Origin of the sequence: Halosegnis rubeus (assembly GCF_009184545.1) — an archaeon.
GTDB lineage: Archaea > Halobacteriota > Halobacteria > Halobacteriales > Haloarculaceae > Halosegnis > Halosegnis rubeus.
Genome location: NZ_QJOW01000005.1, coordinates 1 through 13,466 on the forward strand (window position 1 = coordinate 1; position 13,466 = coordinate 13,466).

A 13,466-nucleotide genomic window follows, 5' to 3' on the forward strand; every position below is an offset into this window, starting at 1 on the left:
CAGCATAGAGGACCTAATAGATGCTTTCTGATTTTCAAGCCCGGCTCGAAGAAGTCGAGAGACTCGTCCGAGATGATAGAGATGAAGTTGGCAAGCGAGCTGGGGTCCCGTTCATTGTCTTCACCTACGACCCCGGTGACGAAATCGAAGTCGATGAAGAGGTTCGAAACCTCATCGAGAAACTGGAGTATCACGACCAAACTGTCGCAGGAATCGATATGCGTGAACTGGTCTTCAGTATCCTCAAAGACCGCGGCATCTTGGAGAACGTTGCCGATCTCGAACGCCGGGACCGGGACCAATTACTCGATGGTCTGAAATCGTCACTCTTGGATGGCGGCGAGATGGGACAGTTGGCCTCGGCCATCGCAGCGAAGGCAGAAGACGCTGACACGGTGATTGTCTACCGGATGGGTATCCTATACCCATTCGCCAGTGCTTCCACACTAATGGGACAATTAGAGACGAACACGCCGGAAGACACGCCCATCGTGTTCTGCTATCCGGCGAAAGTCGATGACAAGAGCTTAAGATTCCTCGATGAATCTGAAGGAACATATTACCGCGCAATGGTGATCGGACATGAGTGACACTACCACATCACACCAGATTCACGAGATCTTCTACCGCTCGATCAATCGAAAGATCGACCGGGTGGTCAAAGTCGATAACGACGAGCCGAGCGTCGTCAAGAAAGAACTCGAAGAGTACATTCTCACGCCACAGCTTGAACGACACTTCTCGGACGCGCTAGAGGCCGTCATCGATACGGAACACGCACAGACCGAAGATGTCGGGATGTGGGTCTCCGGATTCTTCGGCTCAGGGAAGAGCCACTATATGAAAATCCTCGGCCACATCCTCGAAAACCGCGAATTCGATGATACACACGCGGCCGAGATGTTCCGGGACCGAATCGAAGGCAATGAGATGCTCGATGGAGCAGTCTCGTCTGTCACCCAGAAGTTCGATTCCGAGGTGCTGATGTTCCAGATCGGCGCGAAAGCCGACGCATCCGGGAGCGAGTCCATCACCGAGATCATTCACCGTGAATTCAACATCTCCCGTGGGTATGCCTCGATGCCCTGGGTTGCGCAAATGGAGCAGGAACTCGAATCCCGCGGCGTGTACGAGGAGTTCGTCGACGCGATTGAGGGGAACACCGGGAAAGACTGGACGGAAGCCCGCAAGGACGCTATGTTTGTCCGGTCTGACATGGAGACCGCATTAGTCGAGGCTACCGATGAGTTCGACGACGAGGACGATGCGGCTCGCGCAATCGACGACGTTCAGGACAACGTTCTGATCAACGCGTCCACGCTCGCCGAAGACATCGTGGACTACGTCGAACAACGGGAGACCGAGACCGGTGACAACTGTCGGTACTTCGTGTTTATCGACGAAATTTCGCAGTTCATCGGCGACGACGGCCAACTCCTCTTGGAACTCCAGAGTATCGTCGAGGAGTTCGGGCAGAAAGGAAAAGGAAAGGTCTTCCTTGGGGTCACCTCCCAGGAGCAACTCCAGCAACTCATCCCCGGCGTCCTGGAGAAGGAGGCCGAAGAGTCGAAAGTCATCGACCGCTTCCCACACCGATTTGACCTCACCTCCGAGAACCTCGACAAGGTCGTCCGTGACCGCGTCCTCAGCAAGAAAGGCGAATTCAGAGGCATCATAGGCGACCTGTACGACCAGCACGAAGGTATCCTTTCGGCCAGATACAAACTCGACTCCAGTCAGAGTCTGAAGCCGATTAACGAGGAGAACTTCATCGACTGTTACCCGTTCCTCCCCTACCAACTCGACATCCTTCCGGAGATGTTCAAAGCCCTCGGAAAAGGCTCAGACGACCAACTTGCAGGGAGTGAGCGCACACTGATCGATGTCACACAGAGCGTCCTCAAAGATGAGGACCACCTCTACAACGACGAACTCGGGGCACTCGTCACGCTGGACATGATCTTCGACGAGATCAGCAACGACATCCCCAGCAGTGACGTCAAGTCGATCCGCGAGGCGCGACCGAAAGATGCCGACCCAGAAATCGCACGGCGCGTCCTCAAGTCCCTTTACCTTCTCCAACAGCTTCCATGGATTCCGAATACGGCCGACAACATTGCGACGTCACTCCAAACGGAACTCGGTCCCACACAGCAACTGGAGGGGGACGTCGAAGACACACTTGATGCGCTCGTCGACGCCGGTTACGTCGGTCGGAGCGAGGAAGGCTACCGGTTCCTCCGTGAAACCGAACGGGAGCTCGAAAACGAAATCAAGGGCATCGAAGTCGGGCCAGGTGACATCAGGCGCTCGTCAAAGCGCTTCCTGAACGACATCCTCGACGAAACGTCCCGCGTCAACTACCAAGGTAAGACGTTCCAGGTGAACCTGAGCATCGACGGCGAGGAAATCACATCGAAAGGCCACATCGACCTCAAAACGTACTCGCCGGTTTACCAGCGATACGAGGACCTCGACCCAGACGGGCTGAAAACGCAGAGCTTCAGCGAGGACGGCACACTGTACTGGATCGCCGATAACGAGAAACAGCACGACATCTACGAGAAGTTGAAGTCGATCTTCCAGATCAACACCGTCGTCAAAGAGAAACGGGGTGATCAGCTCAGCCAAGAGGAACAAGAAGCCTTAGGACAGAAGCAGGAGGATCTCCAGCGTCTCCGCAACGAGGTCGAACGCGAATTCAAGCGAAGCTTCCAGCGCGGAGTCCTCATCTACAACGGTGACACCGAAGAGTTCGACACCACGAGCACCTCTCTCACCTCGCTCGTCGCCCGAAAGACGGACAACGCCATCCCGAAGGTCTTCACCAACTTCAAGCACGGCTCAGCAACGGTCAGAGACCGACACATCGAGCAGATCTTCGGTGACCTCGGTGGCTCGTCGAACCCGTCAGTCTTCTCTGATCTGGGTGTCGTCCAGGACGGCGAGCTTATCGCGGAGGCCCGGATTTCATCCGAAGTCGAAGACGAGATTCAACGTCGTGAGAAAGCGGGTGAGTCCCGTACTGGCAGCGACCTAATCGATCACTTCGCTGAACCGCCGTACGGGTGGAGTCGTGAAGTCGTTAGGCTGGCCGCAGCGGTGCTTTTCCGAAACGGCTCGATAATTCCGACGTACAAGGAGCGAACCTACGGAACGTACACGGAAGACGGCGCACAGGAGCTGTTCACTCAAGTCACGAAGTTCAAGTCTACCTCATTCGATGAGCGCGAAACCGTAGATATCGATACGCGAACGGACGCCAAGCAGCTCCTTGACCGCCTGTTCGATCGCAAAGTCAAATCGACGGACCAGGCCGTCGACGAAGGCATTCGAGATGAAGCCAACAACTGGGTCTCCACTACCAGCACACTCCTCTCACAGCTCCGTCGGGTCGACTTCCCGCTCGTGGACGACGTCGAGCGGTTCCAGACCCGACTAAAGAACCTGATTCAGCAACCCACGTCGGCCAAGCGCATCAAGCAGTTCGTCGAGTTTGAGGACGAACTCGAAGGACTCACCAAAACCACGAAAGATGTCGCTCAGTTCTGCGGTGAGAACGGCGGCGAAAACCGCTTGAAAGAATACGAGACGATCCAGCGATTCATCACAAATGAGTGGGAATCGCTCGTCGACGAGGCGGACGATCACTCTTCACTCGTCGACATCAGCGACGACGCGCGTGATGCCGCCGAGCGGGTCAAGAACACGCTGGACACCGAGGGCGTCATCAGCCAGTGGAACAACGTCAAGACCGACTATCGAGCCGCAGCAGAAGCTTTCACCGCGACCTACGAGGCGCTGTACGAGAAACGGCACGAAACGTACACAGACTCCATTGACTCGGTCAAAGCATACGCTGGCTCCGATGTCGACGATAACGATCTCGACTCGGCCCTGTCAGACCTGACGGAACGGCAGGGCGATGGCTCGGTCGATCTGGACATCTCGAACGAGGACCACATCAATCCGGATCCCTCTCTCACCCGACTTATCGAACACATCCAGACCGTCGACGCCTACGAGAACGGGGCGAAAACCGAAATCGACGATCTGGGCGGAGGCGGTGGCGGTGGTGGAACGATCCGGGAAAGCGTGGACATCGACGATATCTTCGGGAGCGTTGTCGTGACTGACTCTGAAGACATCGATGCACCAATCGAGGAACTGCGGGGAGAGATCGCCGACCTTCTCGATCAAGACGGTGACGTAGAGATCCGGTTCCGATAATTCACTGTCCGGACTCCGACTTTTTGCTGGTGACCGTTGCGAGATTCGGCAGCCCCCGGTATAGGACGCTCTCCCACAATTATAAGACACGCCGAATACTTGCTCGTTGTATGTCATCGCGGGCGGGAATCCCGACACAGCGTACTGCTGTCCCGCCTGTTTCGCGGAAGTACGCGACCCTCTGATATACATGTCCACGACACACGCTCAACCCGGTCTCTCGTCGGATCAGCGCTCGAATATTCGAAGCACTATCCTCAGCACGCGGCATACGCTCGAAGACGAACTCCGACGACAGCTCGAAAAGTACGGCATCTACGAGGACAAGAAACTTCCACAGGATAAGCTGACGCATCTCTCTGCTGACGAACTCCATACCCGCAGTAGGATAGACGCAGCTATCGAACGGGAACTCAAATCCACGGAAGGTGATCTGGAGCGGTCGATCACGAATTACGTCCGCGAAGCGACGAAGACCTACCTCAACCGATTCGTCGCGCTGAAAACCATCGAGGTTCGCGGCCTCGTCGAGGAGACCATCACCGAGCGACCGGAGTACGGCAATCGGTCGTATATGCACCACACCGTGGCCGAAATCGCCGGCGAGCTAACCAACGCTCCAGATGACGGCTTCGGTGCCGCACTCGATCTTGCGTACCAAGAAATCGGCGCGGAGATCCGGATTATCTTCGAGGAATCTGAACATACCGCGATCGATCTTGATGCGCAGGTTCGAGAAGAAGTACTCGACGACTTGGACGCAATCGATGACGAAGCCTGGGAGAGCGATGAGGCATTGGGCTGGGTGTACCAATACTTTGGTGAAGAAGAACGCGAAGACATCGACGAGCGCGTCGATGAAGAGAACTACAAAATCGCTGGGACAGATATCGCCACGAAAACCCAGCTGTTCACTCCGCGGTACATCGTCGAGTGGATGGTGGATAATTCACTGGGCCGTACGTGGCTCGAAATGCAGGGTGAACGGACGAATATCGACGATGAAGATAATTGCTTCTACCTTGCCCCGCTAGAAGAGTCCCTGATTGAGCGAGAGACAAAAGCAGTCGAGGATATTACGGTGCTTGACCCTGCTTGTGGCAGTGGTCATATGTTGTTCTATGCCTTTGACATACTCTACCAGATGTATTTAGAGGAAGGTGAAGTTCTTGAGAGGCACATACCGCGAGAGATCCTTCGAAACAATCTCTATGGAGTCGATATTGATTCGGGAGCCGCGCAGATCGCTGCCCTATCCCTCTACCTAAAGGCGAAAGACCAATCGCCGGATGTCGAGATTCCACAGTTGAATATCGTCTCAGCAGACGCCGTGCTAATTAACGGGGAACGGAAAGAGGAGATACTCGAACGTGCAGGCTCGGAATTGGAGAGAGACATTTTAGAGCAGATTTGGAACAGCTTCGGTGACATCCGTGAGTTAGGCAGTTTGGTTCAGGTCGAAGACCGCATTGATGAAGTCCTCGATGAATACCGCGAGGAATTCGAGGCAACTGGTCAAGCACAGTTTACGAGCGGTGGCGGGCTAACCTCTCAATCGACCTTCGTTGCAGGGGGTGACGAAGAGTCCTGGGACGAGATCAAGTCGCGGTTGATGCAGAGTGTACAAGACCTCGCTAGCGAGGCACTCGAACATAATGACCCAATTGAGGAGATGTTTGCAGCGGAGGTTGGAAAGACGGTCGAACTACTCGATGTTCTGATGGGAGAATACGATACGGTCGTTAGCAATCCGCCTTATTTGCAGAGCAAAAAGATGGGGGAGACGCTGAAGGACTACATCAGGGATCACTATGAAGGTAAATACGACGTCTATGGTGCCTTCATCGAGCGCTGCCTTTCCTTCTCTTCGGAGGATGGCCACGTTAGTATGGTTACTCCGGAGAATTTCATGTTTCTCTACTACTTCCGGGGACTGCGAAAGAAGCTTCTAAATGAGAGTTACTTCGTCGAGGCTGCTCACCTTTCCAGATACGGTTTCGAACAGCAGAAAGACGCATACACAATTCCCTTCGTGCTTAGAGGATCGACTCCCTCGGAGGGAGAACCGTCTCGCTTCTATAGAATGACGCACGAACAGGAACACTACGAGAACTACGAGCGTAAAATTGCAGGCCTGCGGGAGATCGCTGAAGCCCTTCGTTCTGGAGAGGAACACGACGATGTGTATGTCTTCTCTCAAAGCAGAATAGATGATATTGGTAGGCGGCCATTCCTTTATTGGTTCGGCGAAGAGACACTAAGTTTGTTCTCTGATCATCCAAGTATTGATGATATTGGAGAAGTGAAACAGGGGCTCTCTACCGGCGACGATGACCGATTCGTTCGGAAGTCGTGGGAGGTGCCAAAACAAGAGATTGGTGATCGATACAAACGGTTCCAGAAGAGCGGAACAGACTCCGAGTACTACGATTACGCTGAAGACTACGTGGACTGGGGAGACTCAGGGAAAGATCTGCGGGATGCAGGAGCGAATCTTCGTAACGAAGACTTCTATTTTGAGGAGGGGGTTACCTTCAGAGCATTCGGGAATCATTTCGTCGGACGCAAACAACCAGCAGATTCTATCTTTTCGCACAAGTCCCACGCAGTATTCTCAAATAAGGTATCGGACGAACTCCTCCTAGCGAATCTCAATTCGACTCTACACAGATTCATCGGGAATGGACTCAACCCGGGCCTGAGCTTTGAGGTAGGTGACGCAAAGCGATTCCCGGTGAAAACAGATTACGAATATCCGTCTACGCTAACGGAGCTAGTTTCTACTGGAATTCAAGAGCGCAGGAAGATATCTCAGCTGACGGAGACTAGCGCAGATTTCGATGGTGAAGAACTTGCAACGCTGCTCGAATCGAATACAATCGACCTCCAATACGCTGAGGAGGCTGCCCAAGCTCGCATCCTTACTGTTCACGGCATTTCCGATACACTCCTCTTCGATGAATACGATATTTCACCTGAGACGCAAAAGCAGGTGTACGCCAACCTCCCAAAGAACACCTCTGAATATCCTGTGGATCGCAATACCCACGTTGAGTATCCAGATTACTTGAACCAGTATCTGGAAGTCGCTGACCTGAATGACGAACGGATTGATTCAGCAATTGAAACTCTCCGGTCATTAGACGATGTCACACTCCGCCAAGCAGCAGAAGAAACTGAACTCTCCCCGTTAACCGTGGCTCAACTTCGGCACGACCACGATCTCTATACCAATGATGAGCAGACGACGGCCGCAGGTCGAGTGGTTTCTCTAATAGTTGGGTCCCTGTTTGACCGCTGGGATTGCGGTAGCACGATTCCCACTCTCGATGACGAGATACTCGCTTTCGACCACTCGACTACCTCTGCCTCAAACTTATTCTCAAGGGCCATTGACAATCTGTTTCAGGAACCGGAGCGGGCAGAACGTGAACTTGAATCCGCTCTGGGTGATCGGCCGATTAATTGGTTCCGTGAGAGATTCTTCCGGCACCATCACGTCGACGAGTACAAACCGCGAGGTGAACGAAGTCCGATTTACTGGCAACTCGAAAGCCCCAACGGCGGATTCAGTTGCTTCGTCTATTATCACGAGATAGACGAGAACACGCTACCGAAGCTCCGGGGTCAGTATCTCGATCCCCGGATTGGGGAACTCGAAAACGAGCTGGAAACCCTGAATGCACAAACTAGCGGTGACAACCCAGACAAGGAGCTTCTGAACAGGAAAGAGGATGTTCAGAATGACCTCGACGATATCAGGAAGTTCCGCAATACCATCGACGAAATGATCGACGATGGCGTAACCGTCGATATCGAGAAGGGTATTTGGGAGAACATCAAGGAGTGGGACCAGTACGATGTACTAGAAACTGGTCTGCCCAAGTTGAAGTCCAGCTACACAAGATAAACGAGCGACAAATACAGACAAAATAAAGTAAATGACAGAAATTTTCTTAGCTCCTGCATCACGAAGGGATAATGCGTTCGAAATCTTTGACAGAACGGCTCTCAATGGCATAGAACGAGCGACATACAGTAATCACTCTGATAACGACTGGGGGGACTCAGTCGGTATATGGGGTCTAACGTCGTCTTTCGAATCAACTTGGCAAAACGTGAATAAGGGCGACTGGATTTTATTCTATACCGATTCTGACCAATATGAGTATGCTGCGAAAGTAGCTGAAAAAGAGCATAATCCGGATCTCGGCGATGCAATTCGTACTGATATTTTAAACTTGGAGAACAACGGAGATAGGGATTGGGACTTCCTACTGATCTTAGAAAGTCCAATTTCCATATCGATTTCCGGCCATAAATTAGCGGAACTGCTCGATTATGGCAACTACTATCCAGTCAGGTTCATTCGAGTAACCGAAAGCCGAATGCAACATCTCAGAAAAGAATACGAGTCTGTAAACGAATTCATATATAAAATAAGAACGGACACCACATAATACAGTCTGGGACCCCTGCTATCGATTACAACTGCCAAGTATCCCCGAAACAACAATCAGTCCCCGCTTGAAAAGAGAACGCAATGGGAGATCTCGCGGACAGCATTATTACGGAACTCCGGCAGAAGTTCGACCGACACCCAGTCTGGGTGTGGTACGACGCCCAAGAGAAGTACAAAGGCGTCCTCGACGAGGTCGAAGCTGCCCTCGATGACATCACACTCGCACGCTACGACGGCAGCTACTTCGAACTGAAGCGCCGCCTCCACGAAGAGGATCCGAACTACGAGCAAGACTGGCTGTTCTACATCCCTGAGTCCCGAAACGACGCCGAGTGGTTCCGCGACATCCACTCACTCGGACGGCAGTACCGAGTCGGTCAAGACATCGACAACACGCCCGTGACGCAGTTTCTCGTCGAGCACGACGAAGAGATACCCGATGCGTACGAGGACTGGGGACAGAACCGTGAGGTTCAGCGCTTGGCGTTCTTCTGCGTTCTCTTCGATACCGCAGGTCCCGCGACCAATAACTGGGTTCGGACCTACCTCTCAAACCCAGAAGAGTACCGCGAGACAATCGAGGATAATGCGATGGCCGACGCTTGGGACGCACAGCTCCGCGAGGAGTACGGTGTCACCGCGGGACTTGACCCGAAAGAGCTAGCCACCCAGCTCCTCTTCGGCGAGGTTGCCAGCCGAGCACCGACATCCCGGTACGACGAACTGGCGGCTGACGACAGCCGCGCTGCGGCGGCGTTCTGCGATGAGTGGCAGCAGTATGCCCCTGCCGAGTTCACGCGGTACGCACAGAAAATCGCTGAGGACTACGACCTCGCGAAGGCCGTTATCGACTCGGACCGAGTTCGCTGGGACGCGACCGCGTTCAAGGGCATCGACATGGGTCTCATTCGGCTCGTGATGAAACGACTCGCTGACGAGACCTACGCAGATCTTCCCGAAATCGCGGCAGACCTCCAGCAGACGGTCACCGAGCGACAGGACAGCTTCTGGAACAACGAGGACCTCGTCGATTGGTCAGTCCCGACCCTGGCGGTCGAAACCCTCCAGCTCGTTGGAGCCATCGACGCCGACGAAGCCAAGACGCTCTCCTCGTCGGAACTTGCCCAGAAGTACACGAGTGACGATGGTTGGTGGCAAGTCGACGCGGCCTATCGGCAGTACATCAACGCCACGCAGAAGGCCACATTCCCCTACCCGAACGAGACCACGGTCAAGCAACGGGTCACGCAACACTATATGTCCTTCCTCCAGGGGGTGAACCGGCCACTTGCGAATATGCTGAGTGACGACCCGACACTCGGGACACCGCAGACCTCCTTCTACGATGAGTTCGCTGACCTTGACAACGGCACCGTGATCATCATCTGTGACGGACTTCGCTACGAACTCGCCGAAACAATCAAACAGAACCTCGGGCGACGAACTGACTTCGAGCAAAATCTGAGCGCAGTCAGCGCCGCACTGCCTTCCATTACTGAGGTCGGTATGGCTGCACATCTACCCGGAGAACTCGGTCTTTCCCTGGAAGACGACGACCTCGTCGTGACTAGCGGTGGTGAGGAGATGACCGGGAAATCAGACCGCGTCGAACAACTCACCGCTGCGGGGTTCGAAGTGGTGGATATGGACGAGGTGAACAACATCTCGTTGGAAAGCTTGTCCGGGTCTGATCCGGTCCCCCGAGTCGTCTACTCGGGGACGATTGACAAACTCGGTGAGAGCCTCGATGACGACGCGGCCTTCAGCCAGGTCGCTTCCCACGTCGACGACGTTGAACGGACAGTCCAGCGACTGAAGCAGGCCGGGTACACTCGGTTCGTCATCACTAGCGACCACGGATTCCTCTACACGGATCGTCTATCAGACGATCTTAAAGTCGAATCTCCCGATCTCGCTCCCGTCGTCAAACGACGATTCGCAGCCGCCGACCATGATGCTCCCCTCGTCGATACGGACGAGTTCATCGAAGTCGGTTCAGATTCTCTGTCCGACCTCGGCATCAATGCCCCAGAACTCAAGCTGCTCTTCCCCCGAAGTGTCGCCTGCTTCAAGGCCCAAGGCGGGAATATGCGGTACTTCCACGGCGGGATTTCTCTCCAAGAGCTCCTCGTCCCGTGTCTCACGGTGACCACCGGTGAGATCGAAGAAAGCGCATCGATCAGCTATGACGTCACGATTCCAGACCCCATCACGAACTCGATAATCTCTGTCGAGATCGAAGCCAAGAGCGGACAAGTAGCGTTCGACCCAGCTCCGAGACTGGAGGTCCGTGCCAATATCGACGATATAGCGGTCGCAGACCCTGTAACGATGGAAATCTCCCCGGGAACCAATAGTGAGCGTGTCCGTCTCAAACAGGGGGCTATCTCTGGAGAGAGCTCAGTCCAGTTCGAAGTTATAGACACCGACACCCGAGAAACAATTAAGCGGAAAACTGTGGAACTCGATCTACTCTTCGGAGACGACGATATGGGATTTGACGTCTAATCACAACGGATCTCACCAACTGTGTATGGGCGCGGGGCTGAGAATTGGAGATCGGTAATCCGTATCGGTATTCCACTTGGAGTGACCGACACCAATATGCCCCCGGCTCTGTTTCTCGAATATAATGACTACTGAGGACGTCGATCAGAAAGCTCTCGACGTCTTTCCCGGACGCGTCGTCCGGAAGGATCTTGTTCAAGATATCAAGTCGGGAGTGAACGTCCCCACTTATGTGCTCGAATACCTCATCGGGCAATACTGCGCTACTGACGATGAGGAATCGCTTGAGGAGGGGCTCGAAAAGGTCAAACAAATTCTGTCGAAGCACTACGTTCGCCCTGATGAGGCCGAGTATGTGAAAAGCGAAGTGCGTGAGCGAGGACGATACCGAGTCATCGACAAAGTAACCGTCAGACTTGACGAACAGCAGGATGCCTACATCGGTTCGTTCGTCAACCTCGGACTCAACGACGTCGAAATCAACGAACATCTTGTCAGCAAGCATCCGAAGCTCCTGGGTGGTGGTGTCTGGGCCATTATTGACTTAGAATACCTTCCGGACAACGCGAACAGCCCCAAGAGCCTGTTCGGTATCGAATCGTTCAAACCGATACAGGTGTCGAACCTTGACCTCGACCAGCTGAAAGACCGTCGACGAGAGTTCACTCGGGACGAGTGGATGAACCTTCTCCTCCAGAGCGTCGGGTACGACCCTTCAGCTTTCAGTGACCGTGAAAAACTGCTCTTCCTAACTCGGTGTCTTCCTCTCGTCGAGTCTAACTACAACTACGTCGAGTTAGGACCCCGCGGAACGGGGAAGAGCTACCTATACCGTGAAATTAGCCCGCATTCGATTCTTATCTCCGGTGGAAAAACTACCGTTGCGAAGCTCTTCCTAAACCTCAACACAGGACGAATTGGACTTGTCGGCCGCTGGGACGTCGTCGCATTTGACGAAGTTGGTGGACTCCAATTCAGCGACTCGGAAGCAGTCCAGATGTTAAAAGACTACATGGAGTCCGGGAGCTTCTCACGCGGCACTGAGGAACTCACAGCCCAAGCTTCGATGGTTTACGTCGGAAACATCGATCTGGATGTCGAAGGCGTTCTCAAGAGCTCCCATCTCTTCGAGCCGTTCCCAGAAGATATGCAGGACCTCGCCCTCATCGATCGCTTCCACTACTACCTTCCTGGTTGGGAAGTTCCGAAGATGCGCTCCGAGTTCTTTGGCGACCAGTTCGGATTTATCGTGGATTACTTCGCCGAGTTTGTCCGCGAACTTCGCAAGGAATCCTATGGTGATGCGATCAACGAGGAGTTCGCATTCGGAGACCACCTGAATCAACGAGATGAAAGGGCTGTCCGGAAGACGGTATCTGGCCTGCTCAAATTGCTCCACCCGCACGGAGAATATACGAAAGAAGAGCTCCGTGAATATCTCGAATTTGCTATGGAGGGGCGTCGTCGCGTCAAAGAACAGTTGAAGCGGATGGGTGGTATGGAGTATCGTGCTGTCGAGTTCTCGTATCTGGACTTAGAAACGAAAGAAGAACGCTACGTTCCGGTTCCTGAGGAAGCCGATGAGGCGCTCATTCCTCCCGGCACACAGCAATCAGGTACTGTCTACACTATCGGCGAAAGCGAAGGTCGTCACGCCCCTTTCCGCATCGAAACTCAGACACTCCCAGGTTCTGGCAAGACGAATATCTCGGGGACACCGGGGAAACAGATGAAAGAGTCGTTTGAAACTGCCTGTGACTACCTCCAGGCAAATATGCGAGAACTCCGCCGCGATGAGACTCTCGATGAGTACAATATCAATGTTCAAGTACTGAATCCATCCGACGCCAACGAAGGCGGTGAGACAAGTGTCGGCTTGCTTGTAGGAATAGTCTCGGGCATTCTCGATCGACCTGTCCGTCCCCAGACAGTCATCTTGGGTGCTATGAGTTTGATGGGTGAACTGGTTGCAGTAAGCTCATTAGTTGACAAGTTACAATTGGCGGCAGATTCGGGGGCTAAGACCGTATTGTTGCCGGCCAAAAACAAAGAGGATATGGCGAAGATACCGGACGAACTTCTAGATCAGCTTCAGCTTGTATTCTATACAGATCCACTTGACGCCGCCAGCAAAGCGATTCAGATAGACTGAACGACGCAAGAGGCGCTCTGATGCGGTGATTCGGCAAATGACGCTTGTCGATTGAGCTCTCGAATTCTTATCAAATGTCTGGGGGCTAATTATGGTACTTCAAAGCTGTCAGTC

6 protein-coding genes are annotated in these 13,466 nt (G+C 53.6%); all 6 read left to right on the plus strand.

The features are described 5' to 3' along the window. The first annotated feature begins 20 nt into the window (after window positions 1–20). The 6 genes from DMP03_RS11340 to brxL all read left to right on the plus strand — a co-directional run bounded on the left by DMP03_RS11340 (window position 21) and on the right by brxL (window position 13,352). On the plus strand, window positions 21–590 hold the full coding sequence (locus DMP03_RS11340) for a BREX protein BrxB domain-containing protein (protein ID WP_152120781.1): 570 nt from the start codon (window positions 21–23) through the stop codon (window positions 588–590). After that, window positions 583–4,230, plus strand: a complete 3,648-nt coding sequence (brxC, locus tag DMP03_RS11345; protein ID WP_152120782.1) for a BREX system P-loop protein BrxC — start codon at window positions 583–585, stop codon at window positions 4,228–4,230. The genes DMP03_RS11340 and brxC overlap by 8 nt, the downstream gene beginning before the upstream one ends. A gap of 190 nt (window positions 4,231–4,420) precedes the next feature. Beyond that, a complete protein-coding gene (gene pglX / locus DMP03_RS11350) occupies window positions 4,421–8,140 on the plus strand; it encodes a BREX-1 system adenine-specific DNA-methyltransferase PglX (protein WP_152120783.1) in 3,720 nt (1,239 codons plus the stop codon). Window positions 8,141–8,348: 208 nt separating this feature from the next. After that, window positions 8,349–8,690, plus strand: coding sequence for a hypothetical protein (locus DMP03_RS11355; protein ID WP_152120784.1), 342 nt, complete (start codon window positions 8,349–8,351; stop codon window positions 8,688–8,690). An 83-nt stretch (window positions 8,691–8,773) separates the two neighbouring features. Next, window positions 8,774–11,200 carry a PglZ domain-containing protein gene (locus DMP03_RS11360; RefSeq protein ID WP_152120785.1) on the plus strand — a complete coding sequence of 809 codons (2,427 nt, stop codon included), beginning with the start codon at window positions 8,774–8,776 and terminating at the stop codon, window positions 11,198–11,200. A gap of 124 nt (window positions 11,201–11,324) precedes the next feature. Beyond that, window positions 11,325–13,352 carry a protease Lon-related BREX system protein BrxL gene (brxL, locus tag DMP03_RS11365; protein ID WP_152120786.1) on the plus strand — a complete coding sequence of 676 codons (2,028 nt, stop codon included), beginning with the start codon at window positions 11,325–11,327 and terminating at the stop codon, window positions 13,350–13,352. Window positions 13,353–13,466: the final 114 nt, after the last annotated feature.

What these genes read in the sequence shown, in the direction of transcription:
- DMP03_RS11340 (WP_152120781.1), top strand. Translation starts at nt 21, where the DNA reads ATGCTTTCTGATTTTCAAGCCCGGCTCGAAGAAGTCGAGAGACTCGTC.
- brxC (WP_152120782.1), top strand. Translation starts at nt 583, where the DNA reads ATGAGTGACACTACCACATCACACCAGATTCACGAGATCTTCTACCGC.
- pglX (WP_152120783.1), top strand. Translation starts at nt 4,421, where the DNA reads ATGTCCACGACACACGCTCAACCCGGTCTCTCGTCGGATCAGCGCTCG.
- DMP03_RS11360 (WP_152120785.1), top strand. Translation starts at nt 8,774, where the DNA reads ATGGGAGATCTCGCGGACAGCATTATTACGGAACTCCGGCAGAAGTTC.
- brxL (WP_152120786.1), top strand. Translation starts at nt 11,325, where the DNA reads ATGACTACTGAGGACGTCGATCAGAAAGCTCTCGACGTCTTTCCCGGA.